Origin of the sequence: Ciceribacter sp. L1K22, from assembly GCF_017599385.1 — a bacterium.
Lineage (GTDB): Bacteria > Pseudomonadota > Alphaproteobacteria > Rhizobiales > Rhizobiaceae > Allorhizobium.
The window spans coordinates 2978685-2998944 of sequence record NZ_JAGFPK010000001.1 but is presented as its reverse complement, the minus strand read 5'-3'; the positions used below and the strand labels follow the sequence as shown (position 1 = coordinate 2998944).

General features: G+C 64.2%; 19 protein-coding genes. 10 read left to right on the top strand and 9 right to left on the bottom strand.

The genetic code is table 11. From position 1 onward, the window contains the following. Positions 1-15 precede the first annotated feature (15 nt). Positions 16-558 carry a phosphatidylglycerophosphatase A gene (locus tag J5J09_RS14880; protein WP_208551684.1) on the top strand — a complete coding sequence of 181 codons (543 nt, stop codon included), beginning with the start codon at positions 16-18 and terminating at the stop codon, positions 556-558. On the opposite strand, the gene J5J09_RS14875 is transcribed toward J5J09_RS14880, so the two are convergent. Genes J5J09_RS14875 through J5J09_RS14860 form a run of 4 tightly spaced genes read right to left on the bottom strand, consistent with a single transcriptional unit; the run spans position 555 to position 7357 of the window. Further along, the gene (locus tag J5J09_RS14875) at positions 555-2627 is read right to left on the bottom strand and encodes a hypothetical protein (RefSeq protein ID WP_208551683.1); all 2073 of its coding nucleotides are present in this window, start codon (positions 2625-2627) and stop codon (positions 555-557) included. The two genes, J5J09_RS14880 and J5J09_RS14875, sit on opposite strands and share 4 nt — an antisense overlap. Beyond that, positions 2624-5416: a DUF4159 domain-containing protein gene (locus J5J09_RS14870; RefSeq protein WP_208551682.1), complete on the bottom strand. Its 2793-nt coding sequence runs from the start codon at positions 5414-5416 to the stop codon at positions 2624-2626. The genes J5J09_RS14875 and J5J09_RS14870 overlap by 4 nt, the downstream gene beginning before the upstream one ends. After that, on the bottom strand, positions 5413-6333 hold the full coding sequence (locus J5J09_RS14865; protein ID WP_208551680.1) for a DUF58 domain-containing protein: 921 nt from the start codon (positions 6331-6333) through the stop codon (positions 5413-5415). Before J5J09_RS14865 ends, J5J09_RS14870 begins: the two co-directional genes overlap by 4 nt. A 10-nt stretch (positions 6334-6343) precedes the next feature. Beyond that, positions 6344-7357, bottom strand: coding sequence for a MoxR family ATPase (locus J5J09_RS14860; protein ID WP_208551679.1), 1014 nt, complete (start codon positions 7355-7357; stop codon positions 6344-6346). Between the two features lie 156 nt (positions 7358-7513). Between J5J09_RS14860 and J5J09_RS14855 the strand changes: the two genes are divergently transcribed. Genes J5J09_RS14855 through J5J09_RS14845 form a run of 3 tightly spaced genes read left to right on the top strand, consistent with a single transcriptional unit; the run spans position 7514 to position 10025 of the window. After that, on the top strand, positions 7514-8137 hold the full coding sequence (locus J5J09_RS14855) for a DUF1285 domain-containing protein (protein WP_208551675.1): 624 nt from the start codon (positions 7514-7516) through the stop codon (positions 8135-8137). Next, on the top strand, positions 8134-8769 hold the full coding sequence (locus J5J09_RS14850) for a CoA pyrophosphatase (protein ID WP_208551672.1): 636 nt from the start codon (positions 8134-8136) through the stop codon (positions 8767-8769). Before J5J09_RS14855 ends, J5J09_RS14850 begins: the two co-directional genes overlap by 4 nt. Further along, positions 8766-10025 (top strand): CCA tRNA nucleotidyltransferase, encoded by a 1260-nt coding sequence (locus J5J09_RS14845; protein WP_208551671.1) that lies wholly within the window; start codon positions 8766-8768, stop codon positions 10023-10025. Before J5J09_RS14850 ends, J5J09_RS14845 begins: the two co-directional genes overlap by 4 nt. Positions 10026-10033: 8 nt before the next feature. On the opposite strand, the gene J5J09_RS14840 is transcribed toward J5J09_RS14845, so the two are convergent. From J5J09_RS14840 to hemF, 3 genes are all read right to left on the bottom strand, one after another. Beyond that, a complete protein-coding gene (locus tag J5J09_RS14840; RefSeq protein WP_208551670.1) occupies positions 10034-10219 on the bottom strand; it encodes a DUF1059 domain-containing protein in 186 nt (61 codons plus the stop codon). Positions 10220-10294: 75 nt separating this feature from the next. Then, on the bottom strand, positions 10295-10564 hold the full coding sequence (locus J5J09_RS14835) for a hypothetical protein (protein WP_208551669.1): 270 nt from the start codon (positions 10562-10564) through the stop codon (positions 10295-10297). Positions 10565-10658: 94 nt separating this feature from the next. Continuing rightward, positions 10659-11573, bottom strand: a complete 915-nt coding sequence (gene hemF / locus J5J09_RS14830) for an oxygen-dependent coproporphyrinogen oxidase (protein ID WP_208551667.1) — start codon at positions 11571-11573, stop codon at positions 10659-10661. A gap of 173 nt (positions 11574-11746) precedes the next feature. Between hemF and J5J09_RS14825 the strand changes: the two genes are divergently transcribed. Beyond that, positions 11747-12001 (top strand): hypothetical protein, encoded by a 255-nt coding sequence (locus tag J5J09_RS14825; protein ID WP_208551666.1) that lies wholly within the window; start codon positions 11747-11749, stop codon positions 11999-12001. 125 nt (positions 12002-12126) lie between these two features. Beyond that, positions 12127-13089: a hypothetical protein gene (locus J5J09_RS14820; protein WP_208551665.1), complete on the top strand. Its 963-nt coding sequence runs from the start codon at positions 12127-12129 to the stop codon at positions 13087-13089. A 10-nt stretch (positions 13090-13099) separates the two neighbouring features. On the opposite strand, the gene J5J09_RS14815 is transcribed toward J5J09_RS14820, so the two are convergent. Both J5J09_RS14815 and J5J09_RS14810 read right to left on the bottom strand, forming a co-directional pair. Next, on the bottom strand, positions 13100-14362 hold the full coding sequence (locus tag J5J09_RS14815) for a cell envelope biogenesis protein OmpA (protein ID WP_208551664.1): 1263 nt from the start codon (positions 14360-14362) through the stop codon (positions 13100-13102). 189 nt (positions 14363-14551) lie between these two features. Beyond that, the gene (locus tag J5J09_RS14810) at positions 14552-15016 is read right to left on the bottom strand and encodes a tRNA (cytidine(34)-2'-O)-methyltransferase (protein ID WP_208551662.1); all 465 of its coding nucleotides are present in this window, start codon (positions 15014-15016) and stop codon (positions 14552-14554) included. A gap of 363 nt (positions 15017-15379) precedes the next feature. Here J5J09_RS14810 and J5J09_RS14805 point away from each other — a divergent pair, with 363 nt between their 5' ends. From J5J09_RS14805 to J5J09_RS14790, 4 genes are all read left to right on the top strand, one after another. Continuing rightward, positions 15380-17293 (top strand): ABC transporter ATP-binding protein, encoded by a 1914-nt coding sequence (locus J5J09_RS14805; protein ID WP_208551661.1) that lies wholly within the window; start codon positions 15380-15382, stop codon positions 17291-17293. Positions 17294-17449: 156 nt separating this feature from the next. Next, positions 17450-17917, top strand: coding sequence for a DMT family transporter (locus J5J09_RS14800; protein ID WP_208551660.1), 468 nt, complete (start codon positions 17450-17452; stop codon positions 17915-17917). Continuing rightward, on the top strand, positions 17917-18339 hold the full coding sequence (locus J5J09_RS14795; RefSeq protein ID WP_208551658.1) for a DMT family transporter: 423 nt from the start codon (positions 17917-17919) through the stop codon (positions 18337-18339). The genes J5J09_RS14800 and J5J09_RS14795 overlap by 1 nt, the downstream gene beginning before the upstream one ends. 57 nt (positions 18340-18396) lie before the next feature. After that, positions 18397-20259, top strand: a complete 1863-nt coding sequence (locus J5J09_RS14790; RefSeq protein ID WP_348646483.1) for an ABC transporter ATP-binding protein — start codon at positions 18397-18399, stop codon at positions 20257-20259. Position 20260: the final 1 nt, after the last annotated feature.

The following is a 20260-nucleotide window of genomic DNA, read 5'->3' as shown; positions in this document are numbered from 1 at the left end:
ACAAGGGTGTGTTCATTGGATAATCTTTGGTCCCTGGAACTGCTGGAGCCGCCCGGATATGCGCTGGTGCCGGGCTGGCACTGGCTCCTCGCGACCTGGTTTGGCGCCGGGCTGGTCGTTCCGTTCCGGGCAGGGCTTGCCGTTTTTGCCCTGGTTCCGTTGCTGATTATGGCGATAAAACTGCCAAGGCATGTGATGCCGCTCGTGGCGATGATGATATTCGCGCTCGGCGTTTATGTCTCGTCGTCCATTGACATCGCCACCGGTGTCAAGGACGACCGCCGCATCGTGATCGATGAGGTGGCGGCGTTTCTGATCGGAGCATCTTTGATCCGCCAGGCCGGCTGGCGGATGCTTGTGCCTTTCGCGGCTATTTTTCTCTTTCTCGACCGGCAGAAGCCTTGGCCGGTGAGCCTTATGGAAGAGCTTCCCTCCGGATGGGGCGTGATGGCCGACGATCTGGTACCGGCGATCCTGCTTGGCGCTGTCTTCGCCCTTCTCCAGTTCGTGTGGAACAGGCATGAGCGGAAGGCCGACAGGGAACGCATCGAGGACTAGCGTCCCTCGCGCCACCACATGGCCGACATGGCAAGCAGCAGCAGGCCGACGCCGGCGAAACCCGCGAAGAGCGGCAGCGTATCGATGCCCTTCAGCACCGTTTCGTCGGTCAACCGGACGGTGAGGCGGCGGTCATCGACGACGCGGACGGCGCCGCGCACCGGCAAGATGTCGGGCATCTGGACTCCGTCGCCGCCATCATCCAGACGCGTCGTGATGCCGCGTGTCGCCTGACCGAGTGGAGCAAGCGTATCGGTCGTCGAGATCATCGCCTTGAATTCCGGCGCATCGACCGCGCCGACATGGACGAGGGCGGAGAAATCGCCGTTCTGGACCGTGAAGAGGCCGGTTTCCTCCATCTGGCGTTCGGCGCGCCAGAGGCCGGGGCTTGCCTCGGACAGTGTGACCTGCTCGCTGCGGCCGGATGGATAGACCACGGTTGCCGGGCCCGGATCGTCACCGATCGTCTGGCGGCGGATTTCCAGCGTGCGGCCGGTGGCGCGGGCATTCAGCGCCTCTTCCTCGAGCTCAGGCTCCTTCATCAGCCAGTGGGCGATGCGGCGGTAGAGCGAGACGTGCGGACCGCCGCCCTCGAAGCCACGGGCCCAGAGCCAGCCCTGGTCAGAGAGCAGCATGGCGACACGGCCCTCGGCGGCCCGGTTGAGGACCAGCAGGGGACGGTCGTCGGCGCCTGTCATCACCGTCTCGCCTTCCGGCTGGCCGACATCGATGGTGCGGAACCAGCGACCCCATTGCGGCGGTTCCTGCGCGGAGCCATCAAGGCCGCGCGTCACCGGGTGACGTTTGCCCTGTTCGGACAAGCGCGGATAGAAGGCTGCCTCGTGCACCTCGCCTGTCGGCGCGGCGGGAAGGACGTTGGCGAGCGGCGTCAGCGCGATCGAATCCTCGCCTGCGTGTTCCGGTCCGGCGGCGATCAGCAGCGCGCCGCCCTTCTGCACGTATTCGGCGATGTAGTCGTAATAGAGGATCGGCAGCACGCCGCGATGCTGGTAGCGATCGAAGATGATCAGGTCGAAATCGTCTATTTTCTCCACGAACAACTCGCGCGTCGGGAAGGCGATCAGGGAGAGTTCGTTGATCGGCGTGCCATCCTGCTTTTCCGGCGGGCGCAGGATGGTGAAGTGGACGAGATCGACCGAGGCGTCGGACTTGAGCAGGTTGCGCCAGGCACGTTCTCCGGCATGCGGTTCGCCCGATACCAGCAGGACGCGCAGGTTCTCGCGGATGCCTTCGATCAGGTGGATGGCCTTATTGTTGGCATCGGTGACTTCGCCCGGCAGGCCGGAGACCTCGAATTCGAGCACGTTGGAGCCGCCGCGCGGGACGGTGAAAGTGAAGGGCGTCGCCTCGCCGGGGACGGCTTGGACGATGGACAGGGGCTCGCCGTTGATCGTCACAGTGACGTCTGAGGGCGCATTGTCCTCGACGCCGTCGTCGAAGACGCGGAAGGTGAGTTCCTGCTCCTCGCCGACAATGCCGAAGCGCGGTGCGCGGACGATCTCGATGCGCCGGTCGGTCTCGTCGACGCGACCGGTGATCAGGCCGTGGAGCGGCGCGTCGAAGCCGAGTGCCGATGCGTTGGCCGGCAGGTCGTGGATCTGGCCGTCGGTAAGCATGACGGCGGCGCCGATGCGGGCGGGCGGCACGTCGGCGACGGCGGCGGAGAGGGCTTCGAACAACCGGGTCGACGGGGTGTCGGAGTTTTCCGGCTCCTCTACGTCCACGAAACGCGGCTCGATATTGGCGAAGCGGCCCAGGCGCTCGCGCAGTTCCGCGACGGCGGTATCGGTCATCTGGCGACGCTCTTCCGTCGCCTGGCTCTGGCTGCGGTCGACAATCACAGGCACGACGGTAGACAGCGCTTCGCGGTTTTCGCTGAGCAGAAGAGGATTGGCGAGGGCGAGGATCAGTGCGGCAAAGGCAGCGAGCCGGATCCAGGCGCCACGTACGGATCGCGCCACCCCGAGCACGCCGATGCCGAGAGCCAGCACGGCCGCGACGGAGAGCATCCACCAGGGGAGGAAAGGGGCAAAGCTGATCGTGGTCATTGGCCGAGCCTTTCCAGCAGCGCCGGGACGTGGACCTGGTCCGCCTTGTAGTTGCCGGTCAGCATGTACATCATGATGTTGACGCCGGAGCGGAACGACATTTCCCGCTGCAGCTCGTCAGCCGGCACGGTCGGCATGACAGGCGCGCCGTTGTTGTCGATCGCCCAGGCGCCCATCAGGTCGTTGCCGGTGATCATGATGGGGCTGACGCCATCGCCGGCGGAGGTGATGCCGCTGTCGCTGTTCCTCGCTTCCTGACGGGCCTCGACCCAGAGCGGACTGCCGCTGTAGCGGCCCGGGAAACCGGAGAGCAGATAGAAGGAGCGCGTCAGCACATGATCCGACGGCACGGGTTCCAGCGGCGGGATGTCGATGTTGGCGAGGATCGCCTGCAGCCGTTCGCCATTTGGCGTAGGGCCAGTGTCGCCGTCGAGCGCCGAGAACTGATCGCGGGTGTCGAACAGCACGGTGCCGCCGGCGCGCATATAGGCGTCGATGCGGCTGATCGCGGCGGCGGTCGGCATCGGCGCGGAAGCCGAAATCGGCCAGAAAATGATCGGGTAGAAGGACAATTCGTCCTTTGTGATATCGAGCCCGACAGGCGGGGCGGGTTCCAGCGTCGTGCGGTAGGTCAGGTATTCTGTGAGGCCCGCGAGCCCCTGTTCCGACAGGCGGTCGACCTCCTCCTCGCCGGTCACGACGTAGGCGAGATGCGTGTTGTCGAGCCGTTCGAAGATCTGTTCATCGCCGGGCTTCGGGTCGTCCGCACGGGCCTGTGGCACTGGCGAGAGGGCGAGCGCTGCAAGGCCGATGACGGCAGCGGCCGCGGCTCGTTTCGGCAGGCGGGCGAAGGCGCCGCCCATGAAAAGAACGACGAGGGCATCGATGAAAAGCAGCATCAGGGCGAGCGCCAGCAGGGTCGGTTTCAATGGCGTGGCAATCTCCCCGAGCAGCGGGGCGGTCGTGACGGGCACGGTGCGGTCGAGCGGGCGAAGTTCAGTGTCAGGCGGCAAGAGGTTCAATGCAACGAAGCCATCCTCGCTGCCATAGAGGCCGGGTGGGTGGTCGAAGCTTGCGGCAACAGGGCGGTTTTGTCCCCCGGCGATCGGGCGCGCATCGCCTGTTTCGGCGGTCAGCGCGCCGCGTTCGGTGAGCAGCCGCCAGGGCGCCAGACTGGCCGAAGTGCCGGAGCTGGCGTCACCGCCCCCTGTCGAGGAGAGCTGCACGACGCGGCGCAGCATCTCTACGAAATCGCCTGAGATCGGCAGGTTCGACCAGGTTGCTTCGGCGGTCACGTGGAAGAGCACGATGCGGCCGCGGCCCACGTCGCGCACGGTGACGAGCGGCGTGCCGTCGGCGAGGCTTGCCCAGGTGCGTTCGGCAAGATCCGGTGTCGGTTCGGCGAGCACCTGCCTGCGGATCATCACATCGGCGGGGCGGGGCATGCCGGCGAAGGGGCCGAAGGTTGGAAACTCCGCAAGCGGCTGCGGCTCCGCCCAGGAGAGCGCCCCGCCGAGCGCGCGCTCGCCCTGTCGCAGGATCACCGGAACGAGCGGGTCCGCCGAGGGAGCGGCGGCGAGACGAGGCCCGGCAAAGCGAATCAGCGTGCCGCCGTTCGATACCCACCGCTCGACCGGTTCATAGGTTTCGGCGGGCAGGCGGCCGATATCGGCCATGATGATGGCGGACGGGTTCTGCTGCAGAAGGTCGGGGATTGAGACCGCAAGATCGGCGACGCCGGGCTCGACAAGATCGGCGAAAGGCTGCAGGGCACGGTTGATGTAGTAGAGCGGTGACAGCAACGGCTGGAATTCGTCGCCGGTGTCGCCGGCCAGCAGAGCGACACGCCGGCGGCGGAAGCCATCATCGAGCAGATGCACGGCACCGGCCGTCGACAGTCCGGCGATGGAGACGCGGGCGAAATCGTTGCGCAGTTCGAAGGGGGCGGCGATCTCGCCGCTCGCCGATGCCGCGCCGGCGGCGAAGTCGATGCTGCCGGAGGCGATCGTGCGGCCCTGCGAATCCTGGGCGTCGACGACGAGGCTTGCGGCATCGGTCGTCCGCAGCCGGGACGCTGTGACATTGAGCGCCGTCGAGCCGTTGGAAGCGGTGGTGACCGCGACGGCTGCGGCGCCGTCACCCTCGACCAGGCGGAGTTCGGCAGGGTTGAGCGATGACAGGGCGGCGAGGGTGTCGTCTTCCTCCGCTGCGGCGATGCCATCGCTCAGGAAGACGAGCGTTCCCGGTGCTTCGCCGCCGAGCGCTTCCGTGAGGGCCGTGATGGCAAGGGCGCGTTGTGGCACCTGCGGCTGCGGGCTGGCAGCCGCGAGTTTTTCCCGCGCAGCCGTCGCGGCGCCCGGGGTAGCGTCATGGCGGGCATCGGCGGTGAAGAGGATGGAAACGGGGATGTCGCGGCCTTCGGCGTCGTCGATCATCGACTCCGCCGTGTCGCGCCGGCGGTCCCAGTCGGTTGCGGTCGCCCAGCTGTTGTCCACCACCAGCACGAGAGGACCATTGCCCGACAGCGTATCGCTGCGCGGATTTAGCACGGGGTCAGCCAGGGCGACGATGATGAGCGCGGCCATGACCATGCGCAGCAGGGTCAACCACCACGGGCTCTTCGATGGCGTCTCCTCCCGCTTCAGGACCGAAGCAAGGATCTTGAGCGGTGGGAAAACCTCCGTGCGCGGGCGTGGCGGGGTGAGTTTCAGCAGCCACCAGATGAGCGGCAGCACGGCGAGCGCGGCAAGCACGGCGGGGCTTAAAAAGGCGAGCGACAGGAAGCTCAACTGCGGGTGCTCCTTTCGCTGCGCGGCGGGCTGCCGGACAGATACATGTGCACGGCGACGAGCGCCTGCGAGGCGAGCTGGTCTGTCCGGTGCGGAACGAAGCTCCAGCCGAGACGGCGCAAGCCCTCGCCAAGGCCGTCGCGGCGGGCGATGTAAGCGCGGCGGTATTCCTCGCGAATGCCTTCGGCGCGACCCGATACCAGCTTATCGCCGGTTTCCGGATCGGTGAATTCGGTACGACCGGCGTAGGGGAAATCTTCCTCGGCCGGATCAGCGATCTCGACCACATGGCCGCGCAGGCCCCGGCGGGCAAGCGGCGAGATCTGCGCCATGATCGCCTCGGCATCGTCGAGGAAGTCACCGATCAGCACGATATCGCTCGCGCCACGGATCATGCGGGTATCGGGGATGCCTGTCGTCAGCGGCGCGTGGAGAAGCGCGGCGGCCAGCCGTTCCGCGGCGTTGCGGGCGGACACCGGTTCCATGACGCCGGGGCAGCCGATGCGCTCGCCCGAGCGCGCCAGGATTTCGGCAAGCGCCAGCATCAGGACGAGCGCGCGGCTTTCCTTCGAGACGTTGCCGAGCGTCGACTTGTACATCATCGACGGCGACATGTCGGCCCAGAGCCACACGGTGTGGGCGGCTTCCCATTCGCGGTCGCGGACGTAGATGTGATCGTCGCGGGCGGAGCGCCGCCAGTCGATGCGGGCGAGGCTCTCGCCTTCACTGTAAGGACGGAACTGCCAGAAATTCTCGCCGATGCCACGCTTGCGGCGGCCGTGCCAGCCGGCGATCACGGTGTTGGCGATGCGCTTGGCTTCGACCATGCAATCGGGCACCAGCACGGCGCGCTGGCGGGCGCGCGTCAGCGCCTCACTTCCGGATGTCTGTTCGACGACCTGGCCGATCGTTGCCATGGGCGTTTCCCTAGCCGTCCACCTTCTTCGCCAGACCCGCAATCAGATCACGGACCGACATGCCTTCGGCGCGGGCGGCGAAGGTGAGCGCCATGCGGTGCTGCAGAACGGGTTCGGCAAGGGCGCGAACGTCGTCGATCGACGGCGCGAGGCGTCCCTCATAAAGGGCCCGGGCACGGGCGCAAAGCATGAGGGCCTGGCCGGCGCGCGGGCCGGGTCCCCAGGCGACGTGCTTGTCCGTTTCGGTGGTGCCCTGGCCGGGACGAGCCGAGCGTACCAGCGCCAGAATGGCGTCGACGACCTTTTCGGACACCGGCATCTGGCGGATGAGGCGCTGGATCTCGGACAGGCGGGCGGCGGTGATCACGCTCTGCGGTGTGGCCTCGGAAAGGCCGGTGGTTTCGAGCAGGATCTGGCGCTCTGCGTCGAGGCCCGGATAACCGACGTCGACCTGCAACAGGAAGCGGTCGAGCTGGGCTTCGGGCAGGGGGTAGGTTCCTTCCTGCTCCAGAGGGTTCTGGGTCGCGAGGACGTGGAAGGGGGCGGGCAGGTCGTAGCGCTGGCCGGCGATGGTGACGTGGTACTCCTGCATCGACTGCAGAAGCGCCGACTGGGTGCGCGGCGAGGCGCGGTTGATCTCATCGGCCATCAGAAGCTGGGCGAAGACGGGGCCCTTGACGAAGCGGAACGAACGGCGACCGGTCTCGTCCTGGTCCATGACTTCGGTGCCGACGATATCCGATGGCATGAGGTCGGGGGTGAACTGGATGCGGTTGGCGTCGAGCCCGAGGACGGAGCCCAGAGTCGTGACCAGCTTGGTCTTGGCAAGACCGGGCACACCAACGAGCAGAGCGTGACCGCCGGAGAGGATCGCGAGCAGCGTGTTCTCGACGACGCGCTCCTGTCCGAAGATGACCTTCGACACTTCCTGGCGTATCAGCGCGATGTCGGCGAGCGCGTGTTCGGCGGCCTCAATCGCGGCCTTTTCGTCCAGCACGGCTTCCGGCGTCGTGTTCATCCCCATGCTGATCTCCGTTCGGTTGCATGGCGGCCGGCGAATCAGGCGGGCCATCCGTTTTTCGCTATTCTAAATAACTTATTGCCTGGCGAATGGCTGACAAGCGGCTCATGAATGACTATCTCGTGAAATCAACCGTTAGTTCACAACCGGGACTCAAAGATGGCAGGCGAGGAGCTGAAAGCGACGACGGATGCGGCGGGACTGGCCGCGCTGATCGCGCGCGCCGCCGAGCAGACACCGGGCAAAAAAGGCTCTCTTCCGCCCGTCGATAGATGGAATCCGCCGTTCTGCGGCGATATCGACATGGAAATTCGCGCCGACGGCACCTGGTTCTACATGGGAACGCCGATCGGCCGCCAGCCGCTGGTGCGGATGTTTTCGACCGTTCTGAGGAAGGACGAGGACGGCAAAACCTATCTCGTCACGCCTGTGGAAAAAGTCGGAATCCGGGTGATCGACGCGCCATTCGTTGCCGTAGAGATGAATGTGGTTGGTGAGGGTGCTGAGCGGGTTCTGACGTTCCGCACCAATGTTGGCGACGTGGTCGAGGCGGGACGAGACCATCCGCTGCGTTTCACGATCGAGGGCGACCTTGGGGAGCTCAAGCCGTACCTGCATGTCCGCGGTCGGCTTGAGGCTCTGGTCTCGCGCGCCGTGATGTACGACCTGGTGGAACTCGGGGAGGAGATCGAGATCGACGGTGAGGCGATGTTCTCCGTCCGCTCTGGAGGAGAGGTCTTTCCGATCATGCCGGCGCGCGAGCTGGAACGCCTGTCTCGATGAGCCTGACACCGTCCTTCAATGCCGCCGACTTCCGTCACCGCGCGCTCAACCAGATCGGGGCGCCGGTTGAACATGCCTGGCGCGACCACGGCGATCACATCCTCAATCCTGACACCATGCTCGAGGTGGAGGGGCTGAAGCTCAAGGATGCGGCGGTGCTGGTCGGCATCGTCAACGATGGCGACGACGCCAAGGTGATCCTGACCCAGCGCACCTCGAAGCTGCGCAAACATTCAGGGCAGATAGCCTTTCCCGGCGGAGGCATAGACCCGGACGATATCTCGCCGGAGATGGCGGCGCTGCGCGAGGCGCAGGAGGAGATCGGGCTCGATCCGCGCTTTGTGGAGCCTGTGGGGCGCCTACCGCTTTATCTGTCGCGCACCGGCTTCAGGATCACGCCCGTGCTGGCGGTCGTCGAACGCGGCTTCACCATCACGCCCAATCCGCACGAGGTGGATGAGGTGTTCGAGGTGCCGCTCGCTTTTCTGATGGACCCCGACAATCACAAGCAGGAAAGCCGGATGTGGCAGGGGATTGTCCGGCATTTCTATTCGATGCCCTATGGCGAGCGGTATATCTGGGGTATCACAGCCGGCATCCTGCGCACGCTTTATGAAAGGCTCTACGCATGACCAATCTTTCGGCCGAGCCTTGGTTCAATGATCCGGCTGTCCGGCGCGTGCTCGAGCTGCTCAATCGCGACGGCGGCGAGGGCCGCATCGTCGGCGGGGCCGTGCGCAACAGCCTGATGGGGCTTCCGGTTTCCGATATCGACATCGCCACCACGCTGGTGCCCGAAGAGGTCGTGCGGCGGGCCAAGGAGGATGGCGTGAAGGCGGTGCCAACGGGCATCGACCATGGCACCGTGACGCTCGTCGTCGATGGTCGCGGCTTCGAGGTGACAACGCTTCGCCATGACGTTGAGACGGATGGACGGCGGGCGCAGGTGGCCTTTGGCGCGGGCTGGGCGGAGGATGCGATGCGCCGCGACCTTACAATCAACGCGCTCTATCTCGACGCCGACGGCGAGGTGATCGACCTTGTCGACGGGCTCGACGATATCGAGGCCAAGCGGGTCCGCTTCATCGGCGATGCGAACCTCCGGATCGCCGAGGACTACCTGCGTGTGCTTCGTTTCTTCCGCTTCTTTGCCTGGTATGGCGATGGTCGACCCGACGCGGACGGGTTGAAGGCTTGCGCCGCCGCCAGACGCCATCTGAGGCAACTGTCCGCCGAACGCATCTGGGCCGAAATGAAGAAGCTTCTGTCGGCACCTGATCCGGGGCGGGCGCTTCTTTGGATGCGGCAGACGGCGATCCTCACCGAAATTCTGCCCGAGACAGAGCGATGGGGCATCGACGCCATTCCGGGTCTGATCGCTGCCGAAAAGGCGCTCGGCTGGACGCCCGACCCGCTTTTGCGCCTCGCGTCCATCGTGCCGCGCGACGTGGACCGGCTGAAGGCGATGGCGGCGCGTTTGCGGATGTCGAATGCGGAGACGGCGTTCCTCGAACAGTTCGCGGGAGCACCGGCCGTTGCCGATGATCTCAAGGAAGCCGCGCTCGATCGCCTGCTCTATCGGGCCGGCAAGACGGGAATCATTGCTCGGCTGAAGCTGGACCTAGCCTCGGCACGCGCAAACAGCGATGGCGGAATGGCGGGGATGGAAAAGGTCGGACGGGTGTCGACATTGCTGTCCCGCGCAGAGCGCTTTGAAAAGCCCTCGTTTCCGGTCAGCGGAGCGGACGTGCTTGCCGCGGGGATCGCGCCTGGACCGACGGTGGGCGACCTGCTGAAGCGGTTGGAAGACGAGTGGTTGGAACGCAATTTTACGCTGGACCGGGCGAGGCTGCTCGCCCGGCTGGAAGAGTTGAAGGCCGGCGGCTGAGCCGTCGGTCAGGCCGCCTTCGCGTCGTCGCGAATGCGCGCCTTGATGTTGTCGACCATGTTTTCCCGGATGATCGTCTCGCCGTGGGCGGTGCGCATGTGCTCGACGGCGCGGCGGACCACCTCGGCATCCTCGTCGGCTCGGGTGTGCCAGGGGCAACCGGGAACCAATGAACCACATTCAAACAGTCTCATGGCGTTTCCTCCTTTGCCATGGTTCAACGCCATGATCGTAGCATGGTTTCATCGTTGCTGAAATTCGATAGGTCCCTAGTTCTCCGGCATCGCCCAGGAGTGGAAGACCGACGGCGAGGTGCCGGCTGCGGCGCGGCGGGTCTCGGTGGTCTGCGGCCGGCTGTCGTTCGTCTCCTGGCCGGCGAGCCCTCGCTTTACCTGATCGATAAAGTATTCGAGAGGCAGTTCCGAGCCGCTTGCGGTGCGCAGCTCTGCGGCCATGCGTTCGATAAGCTCGGGCGCATCCAACGCGCGCTCCGAAGCTGGGTCAACTACGGGTACCGGACTGCTGCCAATCGTAGCCATTGCGGTTCTCCTCCCATGAGTCTCGGGAGGAAAATTAGCATGTGGTTTCGCAACTGCCCAACGAAATAATGTCGCGGCGCGCCCGCAGGCCGCACTACGGCCAGCGCACCAACGGGGGCAGGGAAGAGAGGATCGACTCGACGTTTCCGCCTGTTTTCAGGCCGAAGATCGTGCCGCGGTCGTAGAGCAGGTTGAACTCGACATAGCGGCCGCGGCGCACCAACTGCTCTTCGCGGTCGGCATCTGTCCAGGGGGCGTTGAAGTTGCCGCGCACGATGCGAGGATAGACGAGGCTGAAGGCGCGGCCGACATCCTGCACGAAGGCGAAATCGGCTTCCCAGCCCCCGATTTCCTCGTCGGAATGCAGCCAGTCGAAGAAAATGCCGCCGATGCCGCGAGGCTCGTTCCGATGCGGCAGGAAGAAGTACTCCTCGCACCAGGCCTTGTAGCGGGGATAGTCGGCGATATCGGGATGGCGGCCGCAGGTGATTTCCATCGCCTTGTGGAACAGTTGGCTGTCCGGGTCGTCCTGGGTGCGGCGGCGGTCGAGGACCGGTGTCAAATCGGCGCCACCGCCGAACCAATTGCTCGAGGTGACGACCATGCGGGTGTTCATGTGCACCGCCGGCACGTTCGGATTGACCGGATGGGCGATCAGCGAAATACCGGAGGCCCAGAAGCTCGGATCCTCGTCTGCGCCGGGGATCTGCTTGCGGAATTCGGGCGAGAATTCGCCGTGGACGGTGGAGGTGTGGACGCCGACCTTCTCGAAGACGCGGCCTTCCATCATCGACATGCGACCGCCGCCGCCCGCGCCGTCTTCCCGATGCCAGTCCTTGGCGACGAAGCGACCCGGTTCGCGCTCGGAGTTGGGACCCGACAATTCCTGCTCGAGCGTTTCAAAGGACGAACAGATGGTGTCGCGCAGGCTTTCGAACCACGCGCGTGCCCGGCTCTTCTTGTCCTCGATATCGTCGGGCAGGCCCTTCGGCAGATCCGGTCTTTCCATCGCGTCCCCCATCGCCGTCTTGCTGTCCCGCATCGATCGTGTGCGGGTTTTACAATCGGATTTGATTAGCAGGTCAGGGACTTCGCGAACAGACGCGCGGCCGGACTTCCCCGAAAAATCGACTCGCAATCGCAACGGTCGGCGACTATCTTTTCAGCTGCGAGGTGTATTCCATGACGAAGATGCCCGGTCTACCGCCGCTTGACGGCCTGAAGCGCAGGATCGCGCGGCATCGCGAAGAGAGCCGCAGCGCCGGCCAGTTCGTGCGGCAAACCTATTGCCTGTCCCGCGACGAGGCGAGGGCGAAGGCGCGCGAATGGTTCGATTCCTATCCCAAGGCGGCGTACTGGACCGAGGTCGAGAGCTGGCGTCAGCTCGACAACGATCAGATCGAGTTCACCATGCGCCGTCTTCCGTCCGCCGATTGAGCGACACTGTCGCATTATCTGCGGCGTCGCTAAATTTTTAAAGGTCCCTTAAACCCGGTTTCAAGACCTACGATGCAAGGTGTGTCGCGACAGGGTGCCGTTTCGGGTGGCGAACGGCGCCTTAGGTGAATGATTCACTTAAAGGGTCGATGGGCGTGGGGCTTTCTATCAATACCGCGGCGGCGCAGGCGCTGTCGCTGCTTGTTGGCGTCGGGCGGGCTGCACCGCCGGCGTCGACGCGTGCGGCCAGTCTCAAGGTTGAGCAGGCTTCCGACAACGCGGCCTATTGGTCGATTGCCACGACGGTGAAGGTCGACGGCCTGTCGTTGTCCAGCGCGGAGGCGGCAACCAGTCGTGCGAGCGCGCTTGTCGATACGGCGGCGCTTGGCCTTGCAGATGCGGCGACCCTTCTTGATCAAATCCGCTCGACCCTCGTGGCGGCAAAGCGGTCCGACATCTCGCGCTCCGGGATCGGCGCGAGGCTGGATGTGCTGAAGGAAAAGCTCCTTGCCGTAGCCGATCAATCCGAATTCGATGGTGAAAACTGGCTGAGCCTTCCCGCCGGCCGGTCGCCGAATGTGGAGGCTATCGTCGCCTCGGTGTCGCGCACCGCAGCGGGCGAGCTTTCGGTCAACGTGATCGATTTCGATACGTCCGGGGCGGTTCTCGTCAGCCGCCACAACCCCGAGGACGGTCTTCTCACACGACGCTATTCGGTGGTCGCCGCCAATGGCGAGATATCGGATTATGTCCTGCTCGGCGCCGGGGCGGCGGGTACGGGCGATGCGGTTCGGCCGGTCATGCTGACTCCAGCCACCTCGAATAATGAGATCGACGGCATGATCACCGCCGTCGATCTCATGTCCGGATATGTTGCCGCGGCCGCGACAGCGCTCGAGACGACCGCAGGACAGGTGATTGGCGATATCGGCCTGGACGACGTTCAGGCTTCATCGACCTCCCCGCTCGATGCAGGTCTCGACGATCAAGGAGCAATCGAACTCGCGCTGAAGGCCAGCGAACAGTTGCAGGCGCAATCGCTGCCCATCGCCAACAGCGTCGCCGGGTCTTTCAAGCTCTTCCTCTAATCGTCCGATCTCAGCCCTTGCGGCGAGATGGCGGGTTCTTTCGTCGGGACGTTGCGGGTCGGGCCTTGGCCGTGCCCGCATCGGCAATGATGGGCTCTGCCGGGACGCTATCCGGCTTCTCAGCCGGCGTCGCTTCCAGCGCCTCCGCGGGCGGCGTCTCCGAAACGCTCGTCGTTATCTCCGCAACCGGTTCCGCCGACGCTATTGCCTCAATCGCTTCAGGTGGCAGGGGCTCCGGCAGGGCGTCTTCGGCTGTTATCTCCACGACATGATCGGAAGGCGAGGGGGCCGGGAGCGCGAGGGGATCGGCAGCATGTGCCTCGCCGCTCTCCGATGTATCCGCAAGAATCGACTTCAGAAGCGTCGTTACCCGTAAGGCACCCAGCATGTCGGTGTTGGTGGAATGCCCGGCCATGGGCACTCGTATATCGCTTTCGATTTTCGGGCGGGAGTTGATCTCGCCGTACCAGTCCAGATCGCCGATCACGTCAATGACGGACTGGAAGGCGGGCGGCATGGTGATGCGTGCACCGAAGGTAACGATCCGGGCGCCGGCGGCGATGGTTTTGAGCCGCTCGGGTTTTTCGTCCTTCAAGGCGTAAAGCGCCTCTGACAGGACCAGGTTGCCACGGGAATGCCCTGCAAGCAGCCGGAATGAAAGACGGTCGTCGGCGAGCAGGCCCTTGACGGTATCGACGTCGAGGCAGGTGCGGACCGGCGTGTCACCCGCCCGGCGATCATCGTAGGCGCCGAAGCGCGGGCGCCCGACCACGTCGTCGATCACCTCGCAGTCGCCACGGATGCTGCCGAGCCATCCGAACAGGAAGGTCGCGCCGATCGTTTCGCTGACGATATCCCCGAGGCCATAGCCGGAGACGATCGCTGCGACGGGTTCGCCGACGGCGTCGGCAACGTTGCGGGCGAAGGCGGCGGCACCAAGGGCCGAGCCGCCGAGGCCGGCGACCGCAAGAACCTTCACGTTCCGGCCACCGCGCGCCAGGTATTCGTCGATATTTTCACAGACAGTCAGCATCGGCCCGCCGCTCGGTGGAACGATCAGGATCAGCCCTTCGGCCGAGATTGCGTCGCTGACATAGTAGATCTCTTCCGGCGTCAACGTTTTCACGTCATAGAAGAAGCCGTCGAGTCCAGTGTTGCGGAGACGCCATGCCTCGAGCACGCCGTTGCGCGCGGTGCGGTGCTGGAGGCGTTCGGGAAAACTGAGAGTACGGGCGAACTGCGTCAGGCCTACGGTGAATGCTGTCTCGAACATGAGTCACCTCCCGGTTTTTGCTGCGTTGCAACATAGCGCGTCAAGGTGGAATTAGCAATCTTGAATGAATGGTTGCGGGAATAGGTCGCGGCGTTTCCTGAGCAGGCTTGACCTCAACCGCGGTTGAGCCTCTATCAAGGTGTCCTGCCGATGCCAGCCCCTGGGAGGACTATGGTCATGCCGACACAATCAGCCGGAGAAGCCTGTCTGCCGCAACGCCTCGCCCGCGATCATCGCCGCGGTCATGGCGACATTGATCGACCTTTGCCCTTCCACCATGGGGACAAGCACCCTTTCGCCGGCGGTGTCGTGGACATGGTCGGGAACACCGGCGCTCTCGCGGCCGAAGAGCAGGATGTCGTCGGGGCGATAACGCAAATCCGTGTAGCGTTCCGCCGCCTTGGTGGAAGCGAGGACAAGCCGCCGGCCGGTCGTTGCCCGCCACGCCTCGAAATGCGTCCACGACAGATGACGGGTCAGCGCCACGGCGGCGAGATAATCCATGCCGGAGCGCTTGAGGTTGCGGTCGGAAAGGTCGAATCCGGCCGGCTCGATCACATCGACGCCAATGCCGAGGCAGGCGGCGAGCCGGAGAATGGTGCCGGTGTTGCCGGGAATGTCGGGCTGGTAGAGGGCGATCCTGATGAGACTCATGTGCCTGATCTAGCGCGGAGAAAGCATGGAACTCAAGCGACCGGCGCTGTTGTCGGCGGGCAACAGGTTTGCGCTTCCGCGCCGGCCGAGCCGATTGTCTCTTTCCAGACGTTGGCGGCAAAGGTAGAAGACACCATCTTCAACACGCAACAAGGGAGGCCTCGATGACAATATTCAGCATGATGCGCTTCCCCGTCCCGCCATTTTACTGGCTTGCGTGACAGCGGACGCCGTTCTGCTTTTTTGATTTTCCCCGTGAATCGCCTTTAGGCCGGATTTGGCCTTCTCATATTGAACTAACGCCCGCGCTCTCAGAATGCTGCCGTTGTCGGCGCCGCGGGTGACCTCATCAGGAGCTGTTTCATGTTCTCGTGGTTCGAAAAACGCCTCGTTGCGTTTCCGTCGGAACAACCGAGCCTTCCGCCGAAGGGGCTTGTCGCCTTCTGCTGGAGCTATACCAAGACGGCGGCGCCGTGGCTCGCGGTTCTCGGCCTGTGTTCAGGCGCCATCGCCATCGGCGAAGTCGTGCTCTACCAGTTCCTCGGCAATATCGTCGACTGGCTGTCGAAGGCAGATCCGCAGACCTTCCTGACAGACGAAGGCGGACGCCTGCTGTGGATGGCGCTGCTGGTGCTGGTCGGCCTGCCGCTGATCGGGGTCGTGCACAGTCTGGTCATGCATCAGGTGCTCGCCGGCAACTATCCGATGATCGCGCGCTGGCAGATGCACCGCTTCCTGCTGCGCCATTCGATGACCTTCTTCGCCAACGAGTTTGCCGGCCGTGTGGCCACTAAGGTGATGCAGACGTCGCTGGCGGTGCGCGAAACCTCGATGAAACTGATCGACGTCTTCGTCTATGCGGTGACATTCTTCGTCTCGATGGTCGTGCTGGTCGCATCCGTCGACTGGCGGCTGGCGCTGCCGCTGATCGCATGGATCGTGCTCTATGTCGGCATCCTCGCCTTTTTCGTGCCGAAGCTGCGGAAGCTTTCCAGCGAGCAGGCGGATGCGCGCTCGATCATGACCGGCCGGGTGGTCGACAGTTATACCAACATCGCGACGGTGAAGCTGTTCTCGCATTCGGGACGCGAAGAGGTCTATGCGCGCAAGGGCATGGACTCCTTCCTTGACACGGTCTACCGGCAGATGCGCCAGATCACCTGGCTCAACATCGTCGTCGATCTCAACAACGCGCTGGCGCTGTTCACGATCTCGGCGCTCAGCATCTGGTTCTGGATGACGGGTACGGTGTCGGTCGGCGCGATCGCGGTCGCCGTCGGTCTCGCCATGCGCATCAGCGGCATGTCGCACTGGATCATGTGGGAAGTGGCGGCGCTGTTCGAGCAGATCGGCACGGTCTATGACGGCATGGGCATGATGACCAAGCCACACGACATCGTCGACGGCCGGGATTCCAAGGCGCTGACGGTGGAAAAGGGGGAGATCGTCTACGATCGCGTGCGCTTCCACTACGGGAAGAGCAAGGGCATCATCGAGGACTTCTCCCTGGCTATAAAGCCGGGCGAGAAGGTGGGCCTTGTCGGACGCTCCGGTGCCGGCAAGACGACGCTGATGAACCTCTTGTTGCGTTTCTACGACCTGGAGGCAGGCCGCATCACGATCGACGGACAGGACATCTCGGCGGTGACGCAGGACAGCCTGCGATCTCTCATCGGCGTGGTGACCCAGGATACGTCGCTGCTGCATCGCTCTATCCGTGACAACATCGCCTATGGTCGTCCCGATGCGACCGATGCTGAAGTGATCGAGGCGGCGAAGCGGGCGAATGCCTGGGATTTCATCGAGGGGCTCGTCGACATGCAGGGCCGCAAGGGGCTCGACGCGCAGGTTGGCGAACGCGGCGTGAAGCTGTCAGGCGGTCAGCGCCAGCGTATCGCTATTGCCCGTGTGTTCCTCAAGAACGCGCCGGTGCTGATCCTAGACGAGGCGACCTCGGCGCTCGACTCCGAAGTGGAAGCGGCAATCCAGGAGAGCCTGTTCTCGCTGATGGAAGGCAAGACGGTGATCGCGATCGCACACCGCCTATCGACGTTGACGCAGATGGACCGGCTGGTGGTTCTCGACAAGGGGCATATCGTCGAGACCGGAACGCATGGCGAACTGGTGGAAAAGGGCGGCATCTATGCCGACCTCTGGAACCGCCAGTCCGGCGGCTTTCTTGCCGACCAGGTCGACCAGGAGCAGGAGCTGGAAAAGAAGCGTCGCGCCGATGAAGAGGCCAAAGCCCTCGAAGAGGCGGACGAAGCGGCGGAGTAATCCTGCCGCATCATCTCCGTCCACGCGTTTGCGGACGCGTGGACGCTTCAGTTTTTCTATATACAGGACCGACAGATTTCGATTGGCATGTGTCCGCTGCTTGCCTATGCGGGGCCATCGGTCCGCGAATCCTTGCGGCAGTGCAAGCGAGGCGGCATGAGACATTATATCGATTGGCTGTGGGCGGGGCTGGCTGGCGTGCTGCTTGCTGGTATGGTCACGATCAACAGCGGACTGGCGGCCCATACCACGCCCTTTACCGCCTCATGGGTCGTGCACGGTGTCGGCGCTGTCGCCGCCTTCGTGCTGCTTCGGGTCAACGTGACGCTGGTGCGCGGTCGTCGCCCGGCAGGTCTCAGCGGCGAAAAACCGCCACTCTGGTCCTATCTCGGCGGCGCGCCGGGCGCCTTTGCCGTCGCCCTGTCCTCCATCGCGGTCAATTCGGAACTGGCGCTCGCCGGCGGACTGTCGTTGCTTCTGGTCGGGCAGATTCTGTTCGGCCTCATCTCCGACATGGGCGGACTGTTCGGCACGCCGCAGCGGGCGATCAACCGATATGACTTGCTCGCGGCCGCCTGCGTGATCGGCGGCAGCGCGCTGATCATCTATTCGGGAGGTGCCTGATGCTGACCTCGGTTCTCATCGCGCTCGCCGGCGGCGCCGCTGTCGGGATGAGCCGGTCGATCAACGGACGGCTCACCATGGACCGCGGCGCCTTCAGCGCCTCGTTCTGGAACCACTTCATCGGCTTCGCGCTGCTGACCGTCTATATCCTGCTCTTGCACCGCGAGGGTATTCCGCTTCTCGGGGCAACGCCGTCGTGGGCGTTCACGGGAGGGATCATCGGCGCGGTGTTCGTTGCTATCAGCTCCTACGTCTTTCCCCGCATCGGGGCGAACCGCTCGGCGCTGCTGATCATCGGCGGCCAGATGATCGCGGGACTGATGATCGATTATCTGCGTGGCACCGCCACCTTCCACATCGGCCAGCCGGCCGGAGTGGCGCTGATCCTGTTCGGGATCTATCTCACGCGGTTTTCGAAGTAGGGGTCAGCGGCGGGGTCCTTTGCCTTTCGTCGGAAACCGCCTATATCGCCTTCCATGATCTTCGCCCCCATCATCCGCCTCTTTGAAACCTGGATTGATCCCTTCTCCAAGCGCGGTGATGTGCGGCCGCCGGAGAAGACGTCGGCGTTCATCTGGCACTATGTCAGCCAGGCCAAGGGCGCGTTTGCGGCCATGGCCGTCTTCGGTGGCGCGGTTGCCATTCTCGAGGCGGCGCTGTTCTGGTTCGTCGGGCGGCTGGTCGACCTGCTTGATACCGTGCCGCGCGAGGCGGGTTGGTCTGGCCTCCTAGAGGCACATGGACTTGAATTGCTCGGCATGATGCTGGTCGTTCTGCTCGGCCGCTTCATCGTGGTGACGGTCGGCGCTTTGGTCGAGGAGCAGGCGATCGTTCTCAATTTCTTTAACCTCGTGCGATGGCAGGCCTATGCGCATGTGGCACGTCAGTCGCTGAGCTTTTTCCAGAACGATTTTTCCGGTCGTATCGTTACCAAGGTCTGGGCGGCCGGACAGTCGACGGGCGATCTCCTAACCTCGATCCTGCAGGTCGTCTGGTTCATGGTGATCTATACGGCATCGACCATGGCACTCGTCGGCCAGCTCGACTGGCGGCTTGCGGCGATCATCGGGCTCTGGGTCGTGATTTTCGGCCTGCTTGCCCGTTACTTCGTGCCTCGCATCCGGCATCATGCGCGGGAGTCTGCCGAGGCGGCGTCGATGGTCAACGGGCGGCTGGTCGACAGTTTCAGCAATATCCAGACGCTTAAACTGTTCGGGCGTGAGGATCGAAACGACCATTTCATCCGCCAAGGCTTCGACCGTTTCCAGGACACGCTGCGGCCGTTCGCGCGACTGATCACCGGGGTGCGCGCCTCGCAGGCGGCGCTTTCCGGCCTGATGATCACGGCGGTGGCAGCACTCTCCATCGACCTGTGGCTTTCCGGGCAGATCAGCGCTGGCAGCGTTGCCTTCACGCTCGGTCTGGTGCTGAGACTCAACATGCTGCTCGCCCGGATGATGACGCAGCTCAACGGCATCATGCGCAATATCGGCACGATCCAGAATTCGGCGGAGCTGATCTCGAAACCGATCGGACTCACCGATAAGCCGGATGCGGTCGCGCTCAAGATCAGCCGTCCGGAAATCCGGTTCGAGGATGTGTCGTTTCATTATGGCCGGCAGTCCGGCGTGATCGACCACCTGTCCCTGACCATCGCTCCGGGTGAGAAGGTTGGCATTGTCGGGCGCTCCGGGGCCGGCAAGTCGACGCTCGTGAACCTGCTGCTGCGTTTCTACGACGTGGAGGGCGGCCGTATCCTAGTCGACGGGCAGGACGTGTCGTCGGTCACGCAGGAGAGCCTCCGCTCCTCGATCGGTGTCGTGACGCAGGATACCGCGCTGCTGCATCGCTCGATCAGGGACAACATCCTGTTCGGCAGCGAGAACGCGACCGAAGAGCAATTGATCAAGGCGGCGGAGCGGGCGGAGGCGCTCGACTTCATCGAAAGGCTGGAGGACCAGCGCGGGCGCAAGGGGTTCGACGCTCATGTCGGTGAGCGGGGCGTGAAGCTCTCCGGCGGCCAGCGCCAGAGGATCGCGATTGCGCGGGTCATGCTCAAGGACGCGCCGATCCTCGTGCTCGACGAGGCGACATCGGCGCTGGATTCCGAGGTCGAGGCGGCGATCCAGTCCAACCTTGAGAAACTGATGCAGGGCAAGACGGTACTCGCCATCGCCCACCGGCTCTCAACGATCGCCGCGCTCGACCGGCTGGTGGTGATGGACAAGGGGCGGATCATCGAGCAGGGCACGCATGCGGAGCTGGTCGAGAGTGGCGGACTCTACTCGGAACTCTGGGCCAGGCAGTCAGGCGGGTTCATTGCCGTCGACGATGCGGAGTGAC